18 protein-coding genes are annotated in these 22,329 nt (G+C 70.4%); 10 read left to right on the forward strand and 8 right to left on the reverse strand.

The features are described 5' to 3' along the window. Nucleotides 1–14: 14 nt before the first annotated feature. Entirely contained in the window at nt 15–494 is a 480-nt protein-coding gene (locus ACWGKJ_RS23770; RefSeq protein WP_385027957.1) for a GtrA family protein, read from the reverse strand. Between the two features lie 128 nt (nt 495–622). Between ACWGKJ_RS23770 and ACWGKJ_RS23775 the strand changes: the two genes are divergently transcribed. Genes ACWGKJ_RS23775 through ACWGKJ_RS23785 form a run of 3 tightly spaced genes read left to right on the forward strand, consistent with a single transcriptional unit; the run spans nt 623 to nt 3,519 of the window. Then, nucleotides 623–1,774 (forward strand): 5-(carboxyamino)imidazole ribonucleotide synthase, encoded by a 1,152-nt coding sequence (locus ACWGKJ_RS23775; protein ID WP_385027960.1) that lies wholly within the window; start codon nt 623–625, stop codon nt 1,772–1,774. Beyond that, on the forward strand, nt 1,771–2,322 hold the full coding sequence (purE, locus tag ACWGKJ_RS23780; protein ID WP_385027963.1) for a 5-(carboxyamino)imidazole ribonucleotide mutase: 552 nt from the start codon (nt 1,771–1,773) through the stop codon (nt 2,320–2,322). Before ACWGKJ_RS23775 ends, purE begins: the two co-directional genes overlap by 4 nt. A gap of 9 nt (nt 2,323–2,331) precedes the next feature. Beyond that, nucleotides 2,332–3,519, forward strand: a complete 1,188-nt coding sequence (locus ACWGKJ_RS23785; protein ID WP_385027966.1) for a dipeptidase — start codon at nt 2,332–2,334, stop codon at nt 3,517–3,519. Between the two features lie 136 nt (nt 3,520–3,655). Here ACWGKJ_RS23785 and ACWGKJ_RS23790 read toward each other — a convergent pair whose 3' ends face one another. After that, complete coding sequence (locus tag ACWGKJ_RS23790) at nt 3,656–4,999, reverse strand: UDP-glucose dehydrogenase family protein (RefSeq protein WP_385028624.1); 1,344 nt, start codon at nt 4,997–4,999, stop codon at nt 3,656–3,658. 198 nt (nt 5,000–5,197) lie between these two features. Here ACWGKJ_RS23790 and ACWGKJ_RS23795 point away from each other — a divergent pair, with 198 nt between their 5' ends. Next, nucleotides 5,198–6,355 (forward strand): acyl-CoA dehydrogenase family protein, encoded by a 1,158-nt coding sequence (locus ACWGKJ_RS23795; RefSeq protein ID WP_385028620.1) that lies wholly within the window; start codon nt 5,198–5,200, stop codon nt 6,353–6,355. A gap of 192 nt (nt 6,356–6,547) precedes the next feature. Next, a complete protein-coding gene (locus ACWGKJ_RS23800; protein ID WP_385028617.1) occupies nt 6,548–7,576 on the forward strand; it encodes a DUF5954 family protein in 1,029 nt (342 codons plus the stop codon). A 95-nt stretch (nt 7,577–7,671) separates the two neighbouring features. On the opposite strand, the gene ACWGKJ_RS23805 is transcribed toward ACWGKJ_RS23800, so the two are convergent. Continuing rightward, complete coding sequence (locus ACWGKJ_RS23805; protein WP_385028614.1) at nt 7,672–8,931, reverse strand: LCP family protein; 1,260 nt, start codon at nt 8,929–8,931, stop codon at nt 7,672–7,674. A gap of 118 nt (nt 8,932–9,049) precedes the next feature. On the opposite strand from ACWGKJ_RS23805, the gene ACWGKJ_RS23810 reads away from it, so the two are divergent. Then, nucleotides 9,050–9,574, forward strand: coding sequence for an acyl-CoA thioesterase (locus ACWGKJ_RS23810; RefSeq protein ID WP_385028611.1), 525 nt, complete (start codon nt 9,050–9,052; stop codon nt 9,572–9,574). A 111-nt stretch (nt 9,575–9,685) separates the two neighbouring features. Here the strand turns inward: ACWGKJ_RS23810 and ACWGKJ_RS23815 are convergent, their stop codons facing one another. Then, nucleotides 9,686–11,149 (reverse strand): LCP family protein, encoded by a 1,464-nt coding sequence (locus ACWGKJ_RS23815; RefSeq protein WP_453315810.1) that lies wholly within the window; start codon nt 11,147–11,149, stop codon nt 9,686–9,688. Between the two features lie 97 nt (nt 11,150–11,246). On the opposite strand from ACWGKJ_RS23815, the gene ACWGKJ_RS23820 reads away from it, so the two are divergent. After that, nucleotides 11,247–12,269 carry a glycosyltransferase family 2 protein gene (locus ACWGKJ_RS23820; protein ID WP_385028605.1) on the forward strand — a complete coding sequence of 341 codons (1,023 nt, stop codon included), beginning with the start codon at nt 11,247–11,249 and terminating at the stop codon, nt 12,267–12,269. A 121-nt stretch (nt 12,270–12,390) separates the two neighbouring features. Here ACWGKJ_RS23820 and ACWGKJ_RS23825 read toward each other — a convergent pair whose 3' ends face one another. The 4 genes from ACWGKJ_RS23825 to ACWGKJ_RS23840 all read right to left on the reverse strand — a co-directional run bounded on the left by ACWGKJ_RS23825 (nt 12,391) and on the right by ACWGKJ_RS23840 (nt 18,393). After that, entirely contained in the window at nt 12,391–14,061 is a 1,671-nt protein-coding gene (locus tag ACWGKJ_RS23825) for an LCP family protein (protein ID WP_385028602.1), read from the reverse strand. A 48-nt stretch (nt 14,062–14,109) separates the two neighbouring features. Next, nucleotides 14,110–15,879 carry an LCP family protein gene (locus ACWGKJ_RS23830; protein WP_385028599.1) on the reverse strand — a complete coding sequence of 590 codons (1,770 nt, stop codon included), beginning with the start codon at nt 15,877–15,879 and terminating at the stop codon, nt 14,110–14,112. Nucleotides 15,880–16,098: 219 nt separating this feature from the next. Beyond that, nucleotides 16,099–17,334 carry an LCP family protein gene (locus tag ACWGKJ_RS23835; RefSeq protein ID WP_385028596.1) on the reverse strand — a complete coding sequence of 412 codons (1,236 nt, stop codon included), beginning with the start codon at nt 17,332–17,334 and terminating at the stop codon, nt 16,099–16,101. Between the two features lie 303 nt (nt 17,335–17,637). Then, complete coding sequence (locus ACWGKJ_RS23840) at nt 17,638–18,393, reverse strand: TIGR03089 family protein (protein ID WP_385028593.1); 756 nt, start codon at nt 18,391–18,393, stop codon at nt 17,638–17,640. Between the two features lie 149 nt (nt 18,394–18,542). Between ACWGKJ_RS23840 and ACWGKJ_RS23845 the strand changes: the two genes are divergently transcribed. The 3 genes from ACWGKJ_RS23845 (at nt 18,543) to ACWGKJ_RS23855 (ending at nt 22,304) form a co-directional block, all read left to right on the forward strand. After that, on the forward strand, nt 18,543–20,018 hold the full coding sequence (locus ACWGKJ_RS23845) for a peptidoglycan recognition protein family protein (protein WP_385028590.1): 1,476 nt from the start codon (nt 18,543–18,545) through the stop codon (nt 20,016–20,018). 299 nt (nt 20,019–20,317) lie between these two features. Beyond that, on the forward strand, nt 20,318–21,400 hold the full coding sequence (locus ACWGKJ_RS23850) for a mannose-1-phosphate guanylyltransferase (protein ID WP_385028587.1): 1,083 nt from the start codon (nt 20,318–20,320) through the stop codon (nt 21,398–21,400). A gap of 10 nt (nt 21,401–21,410) precedes the next feature. Continuing rightward, the gene (locus ACWGKJ_RS23855) at nt 21,411–22,304 is read left to right on the forward strand and encodes a DNA-3-methyladenine glycosylase family protein (protein ID WP_385028585.1); all 894 of its coding nucleotides are present in this window, start codon (nt 21,411–21,413) and stop codon (nt 22,302–22,304) included. Nucleotides 22,305–22,329 lie beyond the last annotated feature (25 nt).

The raw sequence follows: 22,329 nt of genomic DNA on the forward strand, positions 1-22,329 counted from the left end.
GCCCGGTGCGGGCCCTACTCCGGCCCGGCCTCCACCAGGGGCCCGGGGGCCGGGACCTGCGCGGGCAGCGCCCGGAACACCCAGGTGCGGTAGGACCAGAAGCGGAAGAGCGTCGCGACGGCGATACCGAGGAACTTGAAGAAGTTGCTCTGCAGGGGCGAGTTCCAGTCGGCGCCGTACGTCGCCGCGTAGAGGATCCCGTTCTCGATGACCGCCCCGACCAGGCTGAACAGCAGGAAGAGCCCCATCTCCCTGCCCCGGCCGCTCTTCTCGCGGTCCCGGTAGGCGAAGTACCGCAGACCGATGTAGTTGAAGACCACCGCGATGACGGTCGCCAGCACACTGGCCCGTACCACCTGGAGGGATGTCGTGTGGCGGAGCAGATTGAACGCCGCCATGTTGACCAGCAGGCCCAGCGCGCCCACCGCGCCGAACTTGGCGACCTCGCGCCAGAGCCGCTGCACCCGCGTCCGCATCCCGCCGGAATCGCTCATGGTGGTGGAAAGCCCCGTTCGGTCGAGTGTGTCAACGCGCCCATGCTAGTCAGTGCTCCGTTCGGGTGCCCCGGCCAGGCCGTGACGTGCTGGTACGCCGGTCCTGGGCTGCGGATACCCTGGGGTACGTGACGTTCCCCGTAGTCGGCATGGTCGGTGGCGGACAGCTCGCCCGGATGACCCACGAGGCGGGTATCCCCCTCGGCCTCAGATTCAAGCTGCTCAGTGACACCCCGCAGGATTCGGCGGCCCAGGTGGTCAGCGAAGTCGTCATCGGCGACTACCGCGACCTGGACACGCTGCGCGACTTCGCGCGCGGCTGCGATGTGATCACCTTCGACCACGAGCATGTGCCCACCGCGCATCTGCGCGCCCTGGAGGCGGACGGCATTCCCGTCCGGCCGGGCCCGCACGCACTGGTGCACGCCCAGGACAAGGGGGTGATGCGCGAGAAGCTCACCGCGATCGGCGCCCCCTGCCCGCGCCACCGCATCGTCTCGGACCCGGCCGACGCGGTCGCCTTCGCGGACGAGGTGGGCGGCTTCCCGGTCATCCTCAAGACGGTCCGGGGCGGCTACGACGGCAAGGGCGTCTGGTTCGTACGCTCCCTCGCGGACGCCGAGGCCCCCTTCAAGGCGGGTGTCCCGGTCCTCGCCGAAGAGAAGGTCGACTTCGTACGGGAGCTGGCGGCCAATGTCGTCCGCTCCCCGCACGGCCAGGCCGTGGCCTATCCGGTCGTGGAGTCCCGGCAGGTCGACGGGGTCTGCGACACGGTGATCGCCCCCGCGCCCGGCATCGATGAGGAGCTGGCGGGCGAGGCCCAGCAGCTCGCCCTGCGGATCGCCGACGAACTGGATGTGACCGGCCATCTCGCGGTCGAGCTCTTCGAGGTCCGCGGCCCCGACGGCACGCCGGGCATCCTCGTCAACGAACTGGCGATGCGCCCGCACAACTCCGGCCACTGGACCCAGGACGGTGCGATCACCTCGCAGTTCGCCAACCACGTGCGCGCGGTCCTGGACCTCCCGCTCGGCGATCCGCGCCCGCGCGCCCGCTGGACGGTCATGTGCAACGTCCTGGGCGGCGACTACCCGGACATGTACCAGGGGTACCTGCACTGCATGGCCCGCGACCCCCAGCTCAAGATCCATATGTACGGCAAGGACGTGAAGCCGGGGCGCAAGGTCGGCCACGTCAACACCTACGGCGACGATCTCGACGTGGTGCTGGAGCGCGCCCGTCACGCCGCCGGATATCTGCGAGGGACGATCACCGAATGACCTCTCCGTCAGCTTCCACGGCCTCCGGGTCCCCCGTCGTCGGCATCGTGATGGGCTCGGACTCCGACTGGCCGGTCATGGAGGCCGCGGCCAAGGCCCTGGACGAGTTCGGGGTGGCGTACGAGGTGGACGTCGTCTCCGCGCACCGGATGCCGCGCGAGATGATCACGTACGGCGAGGAGGCGGACGGCCGGGGCCTCAGGGCGGTCATCGCTGGCGCCGGGGGAGCGGCCCATCTGCCGGGCATGCTGGCATCGGTCACCCCACTGCCGGTCATCGGCGTCCCCGTACCGCTCAAGTACCTGGACGGCATGGACTCGCTGCTCTCCATCGTGCAGATGCCGGCCGGTGTCCCGGTGGCGACGGTCTCGGTGGGCGGCGCGCGCAACGCGGGGCTGCTCGCGGTCCGCATCCTGGCCGCATCCGACGCCGGTCTCCAGGAGCGGATGCGGGAGTTCCAGCAGAAGCTGAACGACGAGGCGACGGAGAAGGGCGCCCGGCTGCGCGCCAGGGCGGCGGGGGCGGAAACCTTCGGATTCGGAAAGTAGGCGGTCCTCATGAGCAATCACCTCACCGAAGCGCTTGACCTGCTCGCCGAGTACCCGGTGGTGGACGGCCACAACGACCTGCCCTGGGCGCTGCGCGAGAACGTACGGTACGACCTCGACGCGCTGGACATCGCCCGCGACCAGACGGGCCACCTCCACACCGATCTGCACCGGCTGCGCAAGGGCGGCGTCGGCGCGCAGTTCTGGTCGGTCTACGTCCGCAGCGACATGGCGGGCGAGGACGCGGTCAGCGCGACGCTGGAGCAGATCGACGCGGTGGACCAGCTGCTCACCCGCTACCCCAACGACCTGGTACGCGCGCTGTCCGCCGACGACATGGAGAAGGCCAGGAGCCAGGGCCGGATCGCCTCACTGATGGGGGCCGAGGGCGGCCACTCCATCAACAACTCGCTGGGCACGCTGCGCTCCTTGTACGCGCTGGGCGTGCGCTACATGACGCTCACGCACAACGACAACATCGCCTGGGCGGACTCCGCGACCGATGTCGTGAAGGCCCACGGGCTCACCGCCTTCGGCCACGAGGTCGTCCGCGAGATGAACCGCACCGGCATGCTGGTGGACCTCTCGCACGTGGCGGCGTCCACGATGCGTGACGCGCTGGCGACATCGACGGCGCCGGTGATCTTCTCGCACTCCTCGTCCCGTACGGTCTGCGACCACCCGCGCAACATCCCGGACGACGTACTCGCGCTGCTCCCGGCCAACGGCGGCATCGCGATGGCCACCTTCGTCCCGAAGTTCATCCTCCCCGATGCGGTCGCCTGGACCGCACGCGCGGACGAGAACATGCGCACCCACGGGCTGCACCACCTGAACACCACACCCGCCGGGCTGAAGGTCCAGCGCGCCTTCGAGGAGGCGCACCCCCGCCCGATGGCCACCGCGTCGACGGTCGCCGACCACCTGGACCACATGCGCGAGGTCGCGGGCGTCGACCACATCGGCATCGGCGGCGACTACGACGGCACGGCCTTCACCCCGGCCGGCCTGGAGGACGTGGCGGGCTATCCGAACCTGATCGGCGAGCTGATCGCCCGCGGCTGGTCGAAGCCGGACCTGGCGAAGCTGACCTGGCAGAACGCGGTACGGGTGCTGCGCGCGGCGGAGGACGTCTCCCGCACCCTCCGGACCGAACGCGGCCCGTCGAACGCGACTCTGGCCGAGCTGGACGGCTGAGCCGGCCCGCCCGGAACCCGTTCGCCCGCTGCGCGCGGCGGCAGAACGGGTTCCGGGCGGGTCCGCGTACATCCGGTCGCCCTTCCGGACGCGACCCGGGGACGGACCGGTCCGGCCCGTCCCGGTCCGGCAGACCCTAGGCCCGCGGCCGTCCCATCGCCCGGTACACCCAGCCGGCCTCCCGCCACGCCGCCGGGTCCAGCGCGTTGCGGCCGTCCAGCAGTATCCGCTCGGAGGCCACCGCGCCCAGCGCCGCCGGGTCCAGCTCGCGGAACTGGCGCCACTCCGTCAGGTGCAGGACGACATCCGCGCCGCGCACCGCGTCCAGCGCGCTCTCCGCATAACCGAGCGTCGGGAAGAGCCGGCGGGCGTTCTCCATGCCCTTGGGGTCGTAGACGGTGACCTGGCCGCCCTGGAGGTGGATCTGCCCCGCGACGTTCAGTGCGGGGGAGTCCCGTACGTCGTCCGAGTCCGGCTTGAAGGTCGCGCCGAGCACCGCGACCCGCTTGCCCAGGAACGAACCGCCGCCCACCGCCTCGCGAGCCAGCTCCACCATGTGGCCGCGGCGGCGCATGTTGACCGAATCGACCTCACGGAGGAAGGTCAGCGCCTGGTCGGCGCCCAGTTCGCCCGCGCGGGCCATGAAGGCCCTGATGTCCTTGGGCAGACAGCCGCCGCCGAAGCCGATTCCGGCCCGCAGGAACTTGTTGCCGATGCGCTCGTCGTACCCGAGCGCCTCCGCCAGCTTCGCGACATCGCCGTCGGCGGCCTCGCAGACCTCGGCCATCGCGTTGATGAAGGAGATCTTCGTGGCGAGGAAGGAGTTCGCCGCCGTCTTCACCAGCTCGGCCGTGGGGAAGTCGGTCACCACGAACGGGGAGCCCTCGCCCACCGGGCCCGCGTACACCTCGCGCAGCAGCTTCTCGGCCCCCGCGCTCTCCACCCCCACGACGATCCGGTCGGGGTGCAGGGTGTCCTGGACGGCGAAGCCCTCGCGCAGGAACTCCGGGTTCCACGCCAGCTCCACGCTCTCACCCGCGGGCGCCAGCTCCCGGAGCACCCCGGCGAGCCTGGCCGCGCTGCCGACGGGCACGGTCGACTTCCCGACGACCAGCGCGTCCCGCTTCAGATGCGGGGCGAGCCAGCGGAACGCGTTGTCGACGTACGACATGTCGCAGGCGTACTCACCGTGCTTCTGCGGGGTGTTGCAGCACACGAAGTGCACATCACCGAACTCGCCCGCCTCCTCCCACGAGGTGGTGAAGCGCAGCCGCCCGGTGGACCCCTCGATCCCCGCGACATGGCGCTGGAGGATCTCCTCAAGGCCGGGCTCGTACATCGGTACGCGCCCCTGCGAGAGCATCTCGATCTTCTCGGGCACGATATCGAGGCCGAGCACATCGAATCCCAGCTCCGCCATGGCCGCGGCGTGGGTGGCACCGAGATAGCCGGTACCGATCACGGTGATTTTCAGGGCCATCGGAAGCTCCAGGGGGCGTACGGGATCGGGTGCGCGCCCGAGCATAGCCGGGCCGTTCGGCGCCCTGCTCCGGCCCTGTCGCGCACTCCCGGCCCGCCCTGCCGCGAACCTGTCGCCAACCTCACGTATCCCTGGACGCGGGCAGCCCCTAAAATTGGGTTACTTAACGGTAGTTAGCATCCTGGGGAGTGAGTGACCTTGGCAGGTTCGCCCGATTTCGACCTGTACCGCCCGGCCGAAGAGCACGACATGCTCCGCGACTCGGTCCGTGCCCTAGCCGAGGCGAAGATCGCGCCGTTCGCCGCCGCGGTCGACGAGGAGGCCCGCTTCCCGCAGGAGGCGCTGGACGCGCTGACCGCCGCCGACCTGCACGCCGTCCACGTACCCGAGGAGTACGGCGGCGCCGGGGCCGACGCGCTCGCCATGGTCATCGTCATCGAGGAGGTGGCCCGCGTCTGCGCCTCCTCCTCGCTGATCCCCGCCGTGAACAAGCTGGGCTCGCTCCCGGTGATCCTCTCCGGCTCCGAGGACCTCAAGAAGAAGTACATGGGCCGCCTCGCCCAGGGCGACGGCATGTTCTCGTACTGTCTGAGCGAGCCCGACGCGGGTTCGGACGCGGCGGGCATGAAGACCAGGGCCGTGCGCGACGGCGACTTCTGGGTGCTCAACGGTGTGAAGCGCTGGATCACCAACGCGGGCGTCTCCGAGTACTACACGGTGATGGCCGTCACCGATCCCGCCAAGCGCTCCAAGGGCATCAGCGCCTTCGTGGTCGAGAAGTCCGACGAGGGCGTCTCCTTCGGCGCCCCCGAGAAGAAGCTCGGCATCAAGGGCTCCCCGACCCGCGAGGTCTATCTGGACAACGTCCGGATCCCCGCCGACCGCATGATCGGCGAGGAGGGCACCGGCTTCGCCACGGCGATGAAGACCCTGGACCACACCCGCATCACGATCGCCGCCCAGGCCATCGGCATCGCGCAGGGCGCACTCGACTACGCCAAGGGATACGTCCAGGAGCGCAAGCAGTTCGGCAAGCCGATCGGCGACTTCCAGGGCATCCAGTTCATGCTCGCGGACATGGCGATGAAGCTCGAAGCGGCCCGCCAGCTCACCTACTCGGCCGCCGCGAAGTCGGAGCGCGTCGACGGCGACCTGACCTTCTTCGGTGCCGCGGCCAAGTGCTTCGCGTCGGACGTCGCGATGGAGGTCACGACGGACGCGGTCCAGCTGCTCGGCGGATACGGCTACACGCGCGACTACCCGGTGGAGCGCATGATGCGGGACGCGAAGATCACCCAGATCTACGAGGGCACCAACCAGGTCCAGCGGATCGTGATGGCCCGGAACCTGCCGTAGCGGCTGTCACCACGAACACGGGGCGCTAACCCCTGAACCCCTGAGCCCGAAGCCCCGAAGCGGGGCTTCGGGCTCAGGTATCCCGGGTACGCACGGCCGTGAACCAGACAGATATACGGCAGCGCCCACCGATGCGGACCCTCTTTCGGCATTCCCTCGCCCGGTGTGACCGGACGCCTGCACACTGTCGCCATGGAGGAGCAGGAGCAGCAGACACAGGCCCCGGGGCAGTTCTTCATCAATGTGCGGCGGCGGGACGACCCCGTGTCCGAAGTCACCGAGCTGGACGCGATGGCGTCGGCGCGCACCTACGGCGAGATCGTGGTGCGCGGCCCGCTCTTCGGTTTCGCGGAGCAGCGGCGGGGCGAGCGGCCGCGGTGGCGGCTGCTCGGCGGCATGGACACCGGCTATCCGCAGGACGCCCGGGACGAGCTCAACTCGTACCTCTGGCTCAAGGCCAAGGACGATACCGACGACCATCTGGAACGGCGTGAACTGCTCGCCGCGGTGGCCCGGCTGGAGACCGAACCGGTGAACGCCGTGTCCGCCTGGGGTACTCGCTACCGCATCGTGCGCGCCGACGAGTTCGCCAGGATCGGCGGCGGCCGGCTGGAGCCGCCCAGGGCCACCGACGTCGATACGGACGGCTGGGACGAGCCACCCGTCCGTCCGGTGCCGCGCACCAGTGGCTTCGTGATCGACCACAGCGCGGCGGTCGGGCTGACCGAGGGCATGGACCGGGTCGGCCTGCTCTCGCTCTCGTACACCTCGCGGCGCTTCCCGCCCGACGTACTGGCGGACTCGCGGCGCGCGGTGGCGACCCACCCGGGCCTGGTGCTGCTGCCCGTCGCTTTCCGGATCATGGAGCACAAGGAGCACTCGTGGTCGATGGTGGGCGCGCAGTGCGACACCCCGCAGGAGGCGAGGCGGCTGCTGGTCCACTATCTGACCGAGTCGCTGCCGGTCTCCGGGGAGATCGGCGAACGGGACGCCGCGGTGTACGCGAAGGCCGCCGAGAGGTTCACCCGGCAGCGCAGGCCCAATGAACTGCGGGTCAGGGGCCGCTGCTTCCAGATCGTCCGGGTGGAGCGCATGATGCGCATCGGCCCGGACGGCCCCGAGCCCCCGCGCCGCTCGGACACGGACATCCAGGAGCCCATCAAGATCCGCCCCACGATGGACGAGTGGGGCACGATCACCCAGGGGGCGGAGTCGGAGTAGCGCCGAAGGCGGCGGCGCGCAGGACGCGGCGGCGCGCAGGAGACAGAACAGGCCCCCGGAGCCGTCTCCGGGGGCCTGTTGCGGGGTGCGGGGTGTCAGTTGCCCGAGACCGTCACCGTGTCGTCGTCCTTCATCTCCTGCACCAGCTGCTTGACCTTGGTCTTGTCCCAGACCAGGTTCCCGCCGGTGGAGCCCGAGATCGGCATGTTCATCTGCTTGCCGTCACCGCCCGAGACCCCCTTCATCGCCCAGAACATGGACGCCAGGTTCCACAGGCTCATGTCCTTGTCCACGATCACCGTGTCCAGGCCCGCGCCCATCACCGGGTAGAGCTTGAACGGGTTCATGAGCGTGGAGGGGGTGGCCGTCTGGGAGGCCAGGGCCGCCAGGAACTTCTGCTGGTTCTTCGTGCGCTGGAGGTCGCTGGCCGCGAAGGCGTGCCGGGTGCGGACGAAGGCCAGGGCCTGGCTGCCGTTGAGGGTCTGCTTGCCCGCCGGGAAGTCGGCGCCGGAGTCCTTGTCCTTGAACGCCTGCGGAATGTCCATCTCCACACCGCCGACCGCGTCCACGATGCTCGCGAAGCCGTCGAAGCCGATCTCCGCGTAGTGGTCGATGTGCAGACCGGTGTTGTACTCGATGGTGCGCACCAGCAGTTCCGGGCCGTCCTCCGCGTACGCGGCGTTGAGCTTCGTCTGCCGGCCGGTGTTCGGGTAGAGCTTGCCGGAGTCGGAGCCCTTGTACGACGGGATCGTGACGTTCGAGTCACGGGGCAGCGAGACCATCGTGTTCCCGTGGTCGCCGACATGCAGGATGATCATGGAGTCGGTGCGCTTGCCCTCGGCGGAGCCGGTGTGCAGCTTCTTCTTGTCGGCCGCCGACATGCCCTCGCGGCTGTCCGAGCCGACGATGAGGTAGTTGGTGCCCTTGCCGGTGGCGGGGCGGTCGATCACCTTGGACAGGTCGACCTCGCGGCGCAGCTTTCCGTCCGCCCAGAAGTACGTACCGATGGAGACCCCGAGGAAGGCGATCACCAGGACCAGCGCGCCGATCCTGATGCGGCGGCCCCAGTTCGGCGTGGTACCCGGGCGGGCGCTGGGGCGCGGGCCGCCGTAGCCCTGGCCACCCTGGCTTCTGCGGCTGCCGGGTCCGCTGGGGCCGCCCTGTCCGTAGACCTGGCCCGTGTTGTAGCCACTGTCGTACGGGTCGTCGTACCCGTCGTCGTACCCCTGTCCCTGCTGGCGTCCGCCGTACTGCCGCTGGGCGGGAGGCGCCGGGCGCTGCACGTGCCGCATGACCCGGGCGCCCTCGGGCTGCACGTTCTCACTGCCACGTCCGTAGCGGTCCCTGTCGTCCATGTGGACCAGTGTGCCGTCACGGTGCGTATGTAATACAGGGCGGGTGTGGAATCGCGGCAGTGCTGTTGCAGAGCTGATGCAAAGTCCCGTGGTGCCGGGCCGCTCTAAGGTGGCACGTATGACAGATCTTCCGGGCAAGCCCACCTCGGCCTCACGAACCACCCTGAGCCACATCATGACGGGCAACGACACCAATCTGCTCGGTACCGTGCACGGTGGCGTGATCATGAAGCTGGTGGACGACGCGGCGGGCGCGGTGGCGGGCCGGCACTCCGGCGGGCCCGCCGTCACCGCGTCGATGGACGAGATGGTCTTTCTCGAACCGGTGCGGGTCGGCGATCTGGTCCATGTGAAGGCACAGGTCAACTGGGTCGGCCGGTCCTCGATGGAGGTCGGTGTACGGGTCCTGGCCGAGCGGTGGAACGAGTCCTCACCGGCCCAGCAGGTCGGCAGCGCGTACCTCGTCTTCGCCGCGGTCGACGCGGACGGCAAGCCCCGGGCCGTACCGCCGGTGCTGCCCGGCAGTGAGCGTGACAAGCGGCGTTACGAGGAGGCGCAGATCCGCCGCACCCACCGGCTGGCCCGGCGCCGCGCGATCAAGGAGCTACGGGAGCAGCGCATCGCCGACGGCATCGACGACTGAGCCCACCGGAGGCGGACCGCCCCGGCCCTGATGACCGAGGGGCACGTGACGACGGGGTGGCACGTGACGACCGGGTGGCACGTGACGACCGGGTGGCCCGTGGCCGGGCCCCTACTTGCAGGCCACCTGATCGCCCGTGACCGCCGCGAACCTGCCCGGGTCCGGCTCGTCCGCCCGGACCGGTGTCACCGTTCTGAAGTCCGTGCCGAGCGTCACCTTGAGCGTGGAGCCGATCCCCGCCACCGCGCGCAGCTGCGCGTGCGGCAGCGCCGCCGCGAGCGAACGCACCGACCGGTTCCAGCGCGGGTCGTACTCGATGACGGTGTGCGCGGCGTCGGAGGCCGAGTGGCCCGGTGCCGTGGCGGCGACCGAGGAGAGGAAGCCGGTGGCGCGCAGGCTCTTGTCCGCGCGAGCGGCCAGTCCCGTGGTCGATGTGCCGTTCGCCACCTGGACCCTGATCTGGTCGGGCGGCACGTCCACCGTCCGGGCCTTCGCCTCCGACGCCCTGTGCACCGCGATCGGCACGTCCTCGCGGATCTCCTTGAAGAGCTTCCCGGACTTCGCGGGGTCCCACTTCACCGTCGAGCCGATGCCGGGGACCCGGTAGTTCATCTGCCCGATGGGTACGGAGGTGAACTCCGACGACGACGGCTTGAAGCCCCGCATCGCCTCCCCGATGGAGAGCATCTCGTCCGGGCCGAAGCCCCTGTCCGCCCGGACCGAGCCGAAGACCGTGGACGCCACATCGCGGAACTTCACCGGGTTCAGCAGCACACCGCTGCCGGTCGCCCTGGCGATCAGGGAGGCCATGAAGCGCTGCTGGCGCTGCATCCTGCCCAGGTCCGACGCGGCGTCGAGGTGCCGGGAGCGTACGTACTGGAGCGCCTGGCCCCCGTCCAGCTTGCTGGTCCCCGCCGGCAGGTCGAGTCCGGTGTAGGAGTCCTTCAGCGGGCGGGCCGTGCAGATGTCGACGCCGCCGAGCACGTCCACCGTCTTCATGAAGCTCGTGAAGTCGACCTCCAGATAGTGGTTGATCTGCACACCGGTCATCTTCTCCACGGTCTCCACCGTGAGCTGGGGGCCGCCCTGCGCATACGCCGCGTTCAGTCTGACCGGATGGGCGGTGACCTGCTTCCTGGTGACCGGATCGGTGTGCTCGGGCACCACCGCGTAGCTGTCCCTGGGCAGGCTCACGACGCTCACCCGGGAGCGGTCCGCCGAGACATGGACGAGCATGACCGTGTCGGTGCAGTGGCAGGGCGCGCCGCCCAGGTGGTACTTCTTCTTCTCCGCCGGCGTGATCTTGTCGCGGCCGTCGGTGCCGACGAGGAGCACGTTCATGCCGCGGCCCGGGGCGGGACGATTCTTCATGTCCTTGAACGGGTCGATACGCCCGATGCCGTCCAGCTCACCGACGAGCGCGTGGCCGATCCCGCCGGCGCCCAGCACCAGGACGGACAGGGCGGTCGTGAGGCGCATGCCCCAGCGGGGGCGGGGCGGGCGGCGCGGCGGCGGCCTTCTGCGACGGGGCGGGGGCACGGGAGAAACTGGGACACCTCCGCGGCGGACGGGCAGGAGAAGCGACCACCGTAAGCCGCTGTGATCAACATCCCGGGCAGGCCACCCGGCCGCCGCGCCCGGTGTCCCTCGTTCGCGGTAACGTGACCGTCCTATGGACGCCACGCACGCCACGCCCGCTGTTTCTGTGATCATGCCGGTCCTCAACGAGGAGCGGCATCTGCGCAACTCGGTCCGCCACATCCTGGAGCAGGAGTACGACGGTGAGATGGAGGTGGTGATCGCGGTGGGCCCCTCGTCGGACCGCACCGAGGAGATCGCCGCCGAGCTGGTACGGGAGGATCCCAGGATCCACACCGTCGCCAACCCCACCGGCCGTACGCCCGCCGCGCTCAACGCCGCCATCAAGGCGTCCAGCCACCCCGTCGTGGTGCGCGTCGACGGCCACGGCATGCTCTCGCCGAACTACATCGCCACCGCGGTCCGCCTCCTGGAGGAGACCGGCGCGATGAACGTCGGCGGGATCATGCACGCCGAGGGCGAGAACGCCTGGGAGGACGCGGTCGCCGCCGCGATGACCTCCAGGATCGGCGTCGGCAACGCGGCCTTCCACACCGGCGGCAAGGCGGCCCCGGCCGAGACCGTCTATCTGGGGGTCTTCCGGCGTGAGGCGCTGGAGCAGCAGGGCGGATACAACGAGGAGTTCATCCGCGCCCAGGACTGGGAGCTGAACTTCCGGATCCGTGAGGCCGGCGGCCTCATCTGGTTCTCGCCCGAGCTGCGCGTCCAGTACCGCCCGCGCCCCTCGGTCCGGGCGCTCGCCAAGCAGTACAAGGACTACGGCCGCTGGCGCCATGTCGTCGCCCGCTACCACGAGGGCTCGATCAACCTCCGCTACCTCGCCCCGCCGACCGCGGTCTGCGCGATCGCGGCGGGCATCGTGGTCGGCGCGGCCGTCACCCCGTGGGCCTTCCTGGTCCCGGCCGCCTACGTCGCGGCCATCGTCGCGGGCTCACTGCCGGCCGGTAAGGGCCTCTCGCCGAAGGCTCGGGTACGGATTCCGGTGGCCCTGGCCACCATGCACATGTGCTGGGGCTTCGGCTTCCTGACCAGCCCGCGCGCGCTGGCCCGCAAGGTCATCGCCAGCCGCCGCCCGGCGGTCCGCGCCGCCGTCTGAGGGGCTCACGGGGCGCCGCCGTCCGGGAGACGGCAGCGCGATACGGAAACGGGAGACGGAAAGGGCCGGACCGGTCGCCGTGAGGCGCCCGGGACCGGCCCTTTCCGCTGTGCTCACCCGGCTACGAGGTCCAGGTGTACGCCTTGTCGACGTTCATGCACGCCGACTCGTCGTCCCCGTGCAGCGCGTTGGCCGAGTCCGGCGTCTTCCCGTCGTCCGCCGTGGACTTGGGGTACGTCGTCCCCTCACGCCAGTCGCTTCCCACGACCACCGTGACCCCGGTGACCCCGGTGGACTTCTTCACCGACGTCAGCGGCACGCCCAGCGCCTTCGCCACCGCCTGGGCGTCGCCCTCCAGATCGGCGCCGGGGAAGAGCACCTGGGTCGTCTTCTGCGGGTCGAGCGTCTGATCGGCCACGGCGCGCGCGAAACCCTGGCCCGTCAGCAGCGCCGCGACCGACCCGGCCCGGCCCTTCGACGGCAGCCCGCCGTCACCGCCCGTGCCGTTCCGCACGGTGACACCGATCTCGGCCTTGGGCGCCGCCGGGTCGTCCGAGACCTTCTCGGCGGGCTTCTTCTTCTTCGATCCCTTGCCGTCCAGCGGGGTGTCGTTCCTGACCATGGCGAACAGCTTGTCCGCGTCGCCCGCCTTGGGGTCGACCTTCTCCTCGAACCCGGGCCGTACGGAATTCACGTTCGGCATGGTCGTCATGGTGATCCGCGCCGTCGGGACCTTCTTGAGCTCCCCCGCGAGGTCGTACAGCTTCTTGATGTCGCGGATCCCGTTGTCGACCTTGAGCGCGTTGGTGGCCGCCTCCGCGAGGTCCATGAGCTTGCCGGGGTCGGTGAGCTTGGTGCCCTTGCGCAGCTGGCGGACCATCGAATTCATGTACTCGTGCTGGGCCTTGGTCCGTACGACGTCGGTGTCCGGCCAGAATCCGTACCGCGTCCGCAGCCACTGGAGCGCCTGCTGCCCCTTGACCGATGTGATGCCCTTCTTCAGCTTGAGTCCCGAGCCGTGGCCGTCGCGGGTGTGCGAGTACACATTGGCGTCCACGCAGACCGGCACCCCGCCGATCGCGTCGGCCATGGAGACCACACCGGAGAAATCGATCTTCATGAAGTGGTCGATGTGGATGCCGGTGAGGGACTCCCAGGTGGCGACGGTGCAGCCGGGACCGCCGCGGCCGAGCGACTCGTTGGCCAGCGTCCAGCCCGTCGCCGGGTAGGTCTTGCCTTTCTCGTCCGTGCACTTGGGGATCTTCAGCACGGTGTCGCGCGGCAGGCTGACCACCGACATGTTGCTGCGGTCCGCCGAGACGTGCAGCAGCATCTGCACATCCGCCAGGGGAGTGCCGCCGAAGGTGTTCCTGGCGCCGCCGAGCTTCTGGTTCTCCTTGGAGTCCCGTGCGTCCGAGCCGATCAGCAGGATGTTCAGCGGGGTCTGGCCCGCCGCGTTGGCCTTCGTCTTCGGGGCCTGGTGGTCACCCAGGTTGAGGGCGCTCTTCTGCAGATTTCCGTTCAGGTGGCGGTAGTAGAGATATCCCGCGCCCGCCGTGCCGATGACGAGGAACGCCACGGTGCCCGCCACCCAGCGGAGTATTCGGCGCTTCCCGCGCCGCGCCCGCCGCCGGGACTGCTTCCTGCGGCCTCCGCCCGCGCCGCCGCCCGCCCGGGCGTCGGGGGCCGGTCGGGAGGCCCCCTCCTCGTAGAGGCTCTCGTCCCAGCCGAGTTGCCCCGCGCCCGGAACGCGAGGCCGAGTCCCCTCCCCCCGCGTGCTGTTCTGTCCCACCAGGTCCCCCCTGTTGCTCAGGTCTGCGTATGCCCCGGTGACCTGGTGTCACTTGGCGCAGATGGTCTTGTCTGCTTCGACCTTCTGGATGTCCGCCGGCGCCTTGGTCGGCGCACTGATCGGCGTACCGGCCGCCTTGAAGTCCGCACCGAGGACCAGCGTCATCGGGGTGAGCCCCACGGAGTCCTTCGTGCCGGGCTTCATCGCCGCTGCCGGCAGGCCCATGATGTCGGCGAGCTTGCGGGCCTGGTCGGCCTGGTTCGGCGCGTAGGTGAGGGTCGTCTTGGCCAGATCGGGCTTGTAGTTGCCGCCGTTCTCCGACTTCAGCACGCCCTCGGTGTTCTGCAGCCAGGTCAGCGTGGTCTGCGCCGATCCCGCCTGGGCCCCGCCGTTGAGCACCTTCACCCGGACGTCGGAGGCGTTGGCCTGCTTCCCCTTGAGGAGCGCCTCCTGCTTGCTCGCGGCCTCCTTCTTCTCCTTCTTGACCTCGGTGAGCGAGACGTCGTCGCGCATCATCGAGAAGAGCGGGTCCGCCTGGGTGGGGTTCAGGACGACCGTGAGGTGGACTGTCTTCTCCGCCGGGTTGTCGACGACCGGCAGCGTGGTGAAGGTGACGTTCTTCGGGTCCACCGACTTCAGGTCCATCGCGAGGCTCTTGAGGTGGTCGATGCTGCCGATGCCGCTGTCGACGGTGAGCGCCTTGGTCGCCGAATTGGCCAGGTTGTAGAGCTTGGTGGGGCTGGTGAGCGTGTCACCCGACGTCATCTTGCGTATCAGCGAGGCCAGGAACTGCTGCTGCACCTTGATGCGGTCGAGGTCGCCGTGGTTGCCGAAACTGTGCCGGGTCCTGACGAAGGCCAGCGCCTGCTCGCCCTCGACCTTGGACTTGCCCGCAGGGAGCTTGAGATGCGACTCCTTGTCGTCCACCGGGTGTGCCACACAGACGTCGACGCCGCCCACCGCGGTGCTGAGCGTCTTGATGGCGTTGAAGTCGGCCATCATGAAGTGATCAACCGTCAGGCCGGTTATCGCCTTGACCGTCTTCATGGTGCAGCCGGGGTCGCGGTCGTCCTGCCCCAGGCTGGTGTTGAAGCGGACCTGCGAGCTGCCCGGGATCGTCTTCGTCGTCCCGTCCGGCTCCTTGACCTGGCAGTCCGGGATGTCGGTGATCAGGTCCCGGGGGATGGAGAGCGCGGTCGCGTTGGTCCGGTCCTTGGAGACATGGAAGAGGATGTTGGTGTCGGCGTGGCCGACGCTGCCCTTGTCCCCGTAGCCCTCGTTGCCCTTGCCGGTGCGCTTGTCCGTACCGATCAGCAGGATGTTGACGGCCCGGTCCTTGGTGGAGCCCGAAGTGCCGCCGACCACGTCGATCTTGTTGATGTTGTTGTTGAAGTGCTGGTACAGCAGGTACGCCCCGCTGGACCCGGCGACGAGGACGAAGGCCACCACACCGCCGGTCCACAGCAGCGCCTTCTTCTTGCGTGACTTCTGCTGCTTGCGCTTACGGCGTCCCGCGGGACCCTGAGGACCGCCCCCGGGACGGCCGTCCTGCCCGCCGCCGCCCGATCCTCTGCGGCTGCGCTGGCCCGGCACGTCGCGGCGCGGCGCCTGCTGCTGCGAGCGCCTGCGGGAAGCCTGTTCGGGCACCGAGTCCCTGCGCTGCGGCCGGGCGGGAGCGGATTCGTGCCCGGATGACTGTCTGCCTCCCGACTGCGGTCCGGAGGGGTTCAGTCGCAATTCGTAATTGCCGGTTTCCGGGTTGAGCACCCACTGGTCTGCGGGGTCGATATCGTCCCGCCCACGGCTATGCGCGTCCACGGTTGCCTGTGTCCTCCGTCGGTGCCACGCGAGGCGCCCTCCCCCCGGGCGCTCGGTCTTTCGTCCTGCAGTGCGCGACCACATGGCCGGACGCACCGGATCGCGTCACACTATCTGCCCGGGTCAATGTCGAGCGACGTCCGGGATGTATTCCTTGGCGCTTACAACTGGGCATACCACTCAATCCACATGCCCCGCGGACGCGGATTTGGGAATTGTTTACCCACAGGCCGCGGCTGCCGCATTCGTCCCCGGGAAAGTGCTCCGCGGCGAAGGAGACGGCTTGCCCTTGCCGTCGGCGTCCGCGGTGCCCCCGGTGCTCTCCGCACCCGGCGTGCCCGCGGCGGTGCCGGTACTGCCCTTGGTGACGTTGACCGGGTCGTCCTCGCGGAGCCGTTTGAAGAGCCGGTCCGCGTCCGGCTGCACCAGCTGGTCGCGGTCGCGGTTGCCGGTGTACGGCTCGCGCGGGACCGTCAGGAACTGGACCTTGTCCGTGGGGATGTCGCGCAGCCGCCGGGTCAGGTCGTACAGATCCTTCAGCGTGTCCAGACCGGGGTCCGTGGTCAGCGACTTGGTCGCGGCGTCCAGCACCGGGTAGAGCCGCGTCGGGTTGAGCAGGACGCCGTTGCTCTGCACCTTCTTCACCAGCGAACCGAGGAACTCCTGCTGGCGCTGCATGCGTTCGGTGTCGCTGCCGTTGCCGATGGAGTGCCGGACACGTACATATCCCAGCGCCTGCTCCCCGTTGAGTGTCTGGCGGCCCGCGGGCAGCTTCAGATGGGCGTCCTTGTCGTCCACCGGCTTCTTGAGGCAGACCTGGACGCCGTCGACCGCGTCGACCATGCCCTTGAAGCCTTCGAAGTCGACCACCATGTAGTGGTCGACCCGGATGCCGGTCATGTTCTCCACGGTACGGACGGTGCAGGCGGTGCCGCCGATCTCGAACGCCCAGTTGAACTGCACGAACTGCTTCTTCGTACGGCTCTTGTCCGCCTTGATGCAGCTCGGCACGTGCGACATCAGGTCGCGCGGCAGCGAGACCGCCGTCGCGCTCTTCCGGTCCGCCGCGAGATGCAGCAGGATCGTGGTGTCCGAGCGCTGCGAACCCTCGTCCCTGCCGTACTTCTTGTTGTCGCCCGCGCGTGAGTCGGACCCGATGAGCAGGATGTTCTCGGCGCCGGCCGCGACGGGCGCGGGGCGCTCCTTCTCGTACGCGCGCAGCTCCGCGGTCGCGGTGTTGTCCGTCCTGATGTTGTGGTCGAGCTTGTTGTAGAACCACCAGCCGACGCCCGCGGCGACGAGCACGACGAACGCGACCCCCAGCGCGGCCCAGCGCACCCAGTGCCGTCGGTGGCGGTCCGGCGGCTCGGGGGCCTTCGACGGATCAGTGTCCGGGGCGTCCGTCTGCGGCTCGTCGTCGGGCGTGCCAGCACTGTCCGTCACGTCTGCGTCCATCCTTCACGGAGTCGGCGACGCGCTGGGCCGCCGATCGAACGGATAGACGACTGAACCGCGCGCTTGGTTGTGCTCTCTCCCGATCATGTACCGCGGACCGCGAGTGTTCCCGGGGGCTCGTCCTGCGGTGGGCCAGACGGGTGGCCGGCGCGTGCGTGGCGCCGTACGCGACCCGCTCGTCAGTGCGGGGCGGAATGGGTCCGGGGAGGGGGCGCGCGGGGCGGCGTCGGTCCGGGACGGGGCCCGTGCGGGGCGGTGTCGGTCCGGGTGGGGGGCGCGGGAGGGCGTCGGTCCTGGCGGGCGTCAGTGCGGGACGGAGTGGGTGACCCGCTCGGTCTCGACGCGCTGTTCGAGACCGCCCTCGGCCAGCTGGTCCAGATTGCGGCAGAGCACCACCGACGCGCCCGCCGCGAGCGGTGCGTACAGCCCGGTCGAGAGACCGCCCCAGCTGTCGTACGGCCGTCCCGAAAGGAGCCGTGCGCCCGGGGCGAGTCCGACGCCCGCCGCATCGTGCATCGCCCGCTCCACCACTTGCGCACCGGACAGTTCGGTCCCGCCGACCGCGAGCGCGGGCGCGTCCGGGTCGACCGGGGCGTACGGCACGAAGCGGTCGCCCTGGCCGGGGACCTCGACCGCGTAGTCGGCGAAGCCGGCCGGCGGCTGCGGGAAACGGCCACCGAGCGGGCGCAGCGCCAGCGCCACCCGTTCCCCGCCACAGGCGCGCGCCTGCTCCAGGGTGTCGGGGCCGCTGACCACGAGATCCGCATCGGCCGGGTCGCCGCCGATGTCGGCGACCACGCCCACCGACGAACAGGCGAGCAGCCACACGGCGCTCTGCCAGTGCGCGGGGAGCAGCAGCGCGAGCCGGTCGCCGGGCTCGGCCGACAGCTCGCCCTGGAGCAGATTCGCGGTCTTGGCCACCCAATTGGCGAAGGTCGCCACGGAAAGTTCGACGCGCTCGCCGGTCGCGTCGTCGTAGAACGTGACGAGCGGGCGCGCCGGTTCCAGGGCGAGTGCGGATCGCAGCAGGTCGGCAGGGGTGTGGTCGCTGGCAGTCATGCGCGAAGCGTACGTCGCGGGGCGGGGCCGCAGACGGCTGCCGCCGCGGATTCCGCGGCCGGCCGGCCGCGCCGGTGGGCCGATGAGGCGTCAGTTCCGGGATGCCGGTGGCAGGGTGCTATGTCCAAATCGTTGCTATGCGTGCTCCTATGACTGCCTCCGTGCTCTCCGCCTCGATCGCCGTGGCCTGCGCCGCCGCGCTCACCCTCCCGTTCGCCGCACCGGCCGGCGCGACCACGCCCCGTACCGACCCGCCGGCCACGCCGTTCCCCGGCTCCACCCAGTCGCTGCGGATCGCTCCGGTCTCCGCCGACCGCTCCACGGACACCTCGGCCACCGCCGCGCTGTCCCGGCAGAAGGTCAAGCCGTTCTCGCTGGTCGGCGTCGTCTGGAACGACAAGAACGCCCGCCTCGACGGCACCGTCCAGGTGCGGACCCGGCCGGTGGGCTCCACGGCCTGGACCGGCTGGCAGCCGGTCGAGACACAGAACGAGGACCACGCGGCCGACCCGGGCACGGCGGAGGCGAGGTCCTCGGCCGTGCGCGGCTCCACCGCGCCGCTCTGGGTGGGCAATTCGGACGCCGTCCAGGTCCGTGTGCGGGCCAAGGCGCCCGCCGGTTCCACCCGCGCCGCGGCCACCCCGCTCCCGGAGGGGCTGCGGCTGGACCTCGTGGACCCGGGCCCCGATCCGACGCCGACGAAGCCGAAGCCGAAGCCGACGACGCCGAAGCCCACCGAGCCCACGGCGACCGATCCAACCGCGTCCGACCCGACGGCGACCGACCCGACCGCATCCGATCCGACCGCTGCCGACCCGACGGCGACCGACCCGACCGCATCCGACCCGACCGCGGCCGACCCCACGGCGACCGACCCGACCGCGGCCGACCCCACCGCATCCGGCGCGAACACCGCAGGCCCCGAACACGCCGCCCAGTCCGACCCCACCGAACTGCCCGCCCTCAGCAAGGAGGCCACCGTGGCCGAGCTGGAGGCCACCGGGGCCAGGGCGACCCCCTATGTCGCGCCCCGGCCGCGCATCGTCACCCGTAAGGGCTGGGGCGCCGACGAGAAGGTCCGCGAGCCGTCCTTCCGCTACACGGACACGGTGAAGGTCGCGTTCGTCCACCACACCGCCACCGGCAACAACTACACCTGCGCACAGTCGCCCGCACTGCTGCGCAGCATGTACCGCTACCACGTGAAGAGCCTCGGCTGGCGCGACATCGGCTACAACTTCGTGATCGACAAGTGCGGCACGGTCTACGAGGGCCGCGCGGGCGGGGTGACCAAGCCGGTGATGGGCGCCCACACTCTCGGGTTCAACACCGACAGCACCGGCATCGCCGTACTCGGCACCTTCACATCGGCCGAACCGCCGGCCGCCGTCGTCACCGCCCTCTCGCACTTCACGGCGTGGAAGCTCGGGCTGACCGGCGCCGACCCGAAGGGGAAGGCCACGCTGGTGTCCGGCGGCGGCAACCGCTACCCGGAAGGCGACGAGGTGAAGCTGAATGTGATCTCCGGGCACCGGGACGGATTCGCCACCGAGTGCCCGGGAGCCCGCCTCTACGCCAAACTCGGCGAGATCCGCGACGCGGCCGCCAAGGACCAGGGCCGCTGAACCGACGGGCCGCTGAACCGACAGGCTGCTGAGGCGAGGGGCTGCTGAGCAGTAGGGCCCGCTGAGCAGCAGGCCCCGCTGAGCAGCAGGCCCGCCACGCAGCCGGGGCCGTGCCAGGCCCGCCGAGCCACACCGGCCAGGACAGCCACACCGGCCGGGCCCGCCGAGCCACACCATCCAGGACAGCCGTGCCGGCCGTACCGACTCCGTACGGCCTGCCCGCACCCGCGCCTCACCCGTCTGCATACACTGGCCAGCCCGTTCGAAGGCCCGCCCCAGCAGGAAGCAGAGACGTCAAGGTGACAGAAGCGATTCTCCTGGTCGGCGGCAAGGGCACGCGGCTGCGGCCGCTCACGGTCAACACACCCAAACCGATGGTCCCGGCCGCGGGGGTCCCCTTCCTCACCCACCAGCTCGTCCGCGCGCGGGCCGCCGGGGTCGATCACATCGTGCTCGCCACGTCGTATCTCGCCGAGGTCTTCGAGCCGTACTTCGGCGACGGGTCGGCCCTGGGTCTGCACCTGGAGTACGTCACCGAGGAGGAGCCGCTGGGCACCGGCGGCGCCATCCGCAACGTCGCCGGGCGCCTGAAATCGGAGCCGGACGAACCGGTCCTCATCTTCAACGGTGACATCCTCACCGGACTCGACATCGAGGCGCTCGTCACCACCCACGAGACCTCGGGCGCCGACGTCTCCCTGCATCTGACGCGGGTGGACGACCCGCGTGCCTTCGGTCTCGTCCCCACGGACGGCACCGGCCGGGTGACGGCCTTCCTGGAGAAGCCGCAGACACCCGAGGAGATCGTCACCGACCAGATCAACGCGGGGGCGTACGTCTTCACGCGCTCGGTCATCGACACCATCCCGGCCGGGCGCCCGGTCTCGGTGGAACGGGAGACCTTCCCCGGCCTGCTCGGCTCGGGCGCCCACCTCCAGGGCATGGTCGACTCGACCTACTGGCTCGACCTCGGCACCCCGCAGGCCTTCGTACGTGGCTCCGCCGACCTCGTACTCGGCCACGCCCCCTCGCCCGCCGTACCGGGCCGCTGCGGCGACCGGCTGATCCTGGACAGCGCCACGGTGGCCCCCGGCGCCAAGGTGACAGGCGGCACGGTCATCGGTGCGGGCGCGGTCGTCGGCGAGGGCGCCAGGATCGACGGCAGCACCGTCCTCGATCATGCGGTCGTCGAGCCCGGCGCGGTGGTCACCGACTCGCTGATCGGGGCCGGTGCCAGGGTCGGTGCCCGCTCGGTGCTGAACGGCGCGGTGATCGGCGACCACGCCCGGGTGGGCGCGGACAACGAGCTGCGTGCCGGGATACGGATCTGGTGCGGGGCCGTGCTGCCGGACGGCTCCGTGCGCTTCTCGTCGGACCAGTAACCTCTACGCCGTGGCAGGACGTTTCATCGCGAGGGGCGGCCCCGTCGACCTCGCTCTGGTCCTCGGGGTGCTCCGCCGTGGCCCCTGGGACCCCACCTACCGGGCGACCCCCGACGGTGCGGTGTGGCGGGCCAGCCGTACGCCGGAGGGGCCCGGCACCCTGCGGATCACGGCGGACGGGGCCGAGGCGTGGGGCCCCGGCGCGGACTGGCTGCTCGCGGCCCTTCCCGGGCTGCTGGGCGAGCTGGACGACCCGTCGGATTTCGTACCGCGCCACCGGCTGGTCGCCGATGTGCACCGCCGCCGCCCCCACCTCAGGCTCTGCCGCACCGGTCTGGTCCTGGAGTCGCTGATCCCGTCGGTCCTGGAGCAGAAGGTCACGGCGGACGAGGCGTACCGCGCCTGGCGACGGCTGCTCCGCGCTTCCGGTACCCCGGCACCGGGCCCGGCGCCCGAGCAGATGTACGTCATGCCCGATCCGCGCGGCTGGTCGCTCATCCCGTCCTGGGAGTGGCACCGCGCGGGCGTCGACAACAAGCGCGCCTCCACGATCCTGCGCGCGGTCCGGGTGGCCCGCCGCCTGGAGGAAGCGGTGGCGATGGAGCCCGCCGACGCGGCCCGCCGCCTGGAGCTGATCCCCGGCATCGGCCCCTGGACCTCGGCGGAGACCCTCCAGCGCGCCATGGGGGCACCGGACGCGGTCACGGTCGGCGATCTGCATCTGCCGGGCATCGTCGGTTACGCGCTGACCGGCCGCCGGGGCGTCGACGACGACGGGATGCTGGAACTCCTGGAGCCGTACGCGGGCCAGCGCCACCGCGCGGTCCGACTGATCCTGCTCGCGGGCCGGGTACCGCAGCGCCGGGTCCCGAAAATGCCCCGTACGGACATCGCGCGGCTGTGACCTGCACGGGGGGCGCCGCACCGCG

The sequence above is a fragment of the Streptomyces sp. NPDC054757 genome (genome assembly GCF_053612185.1).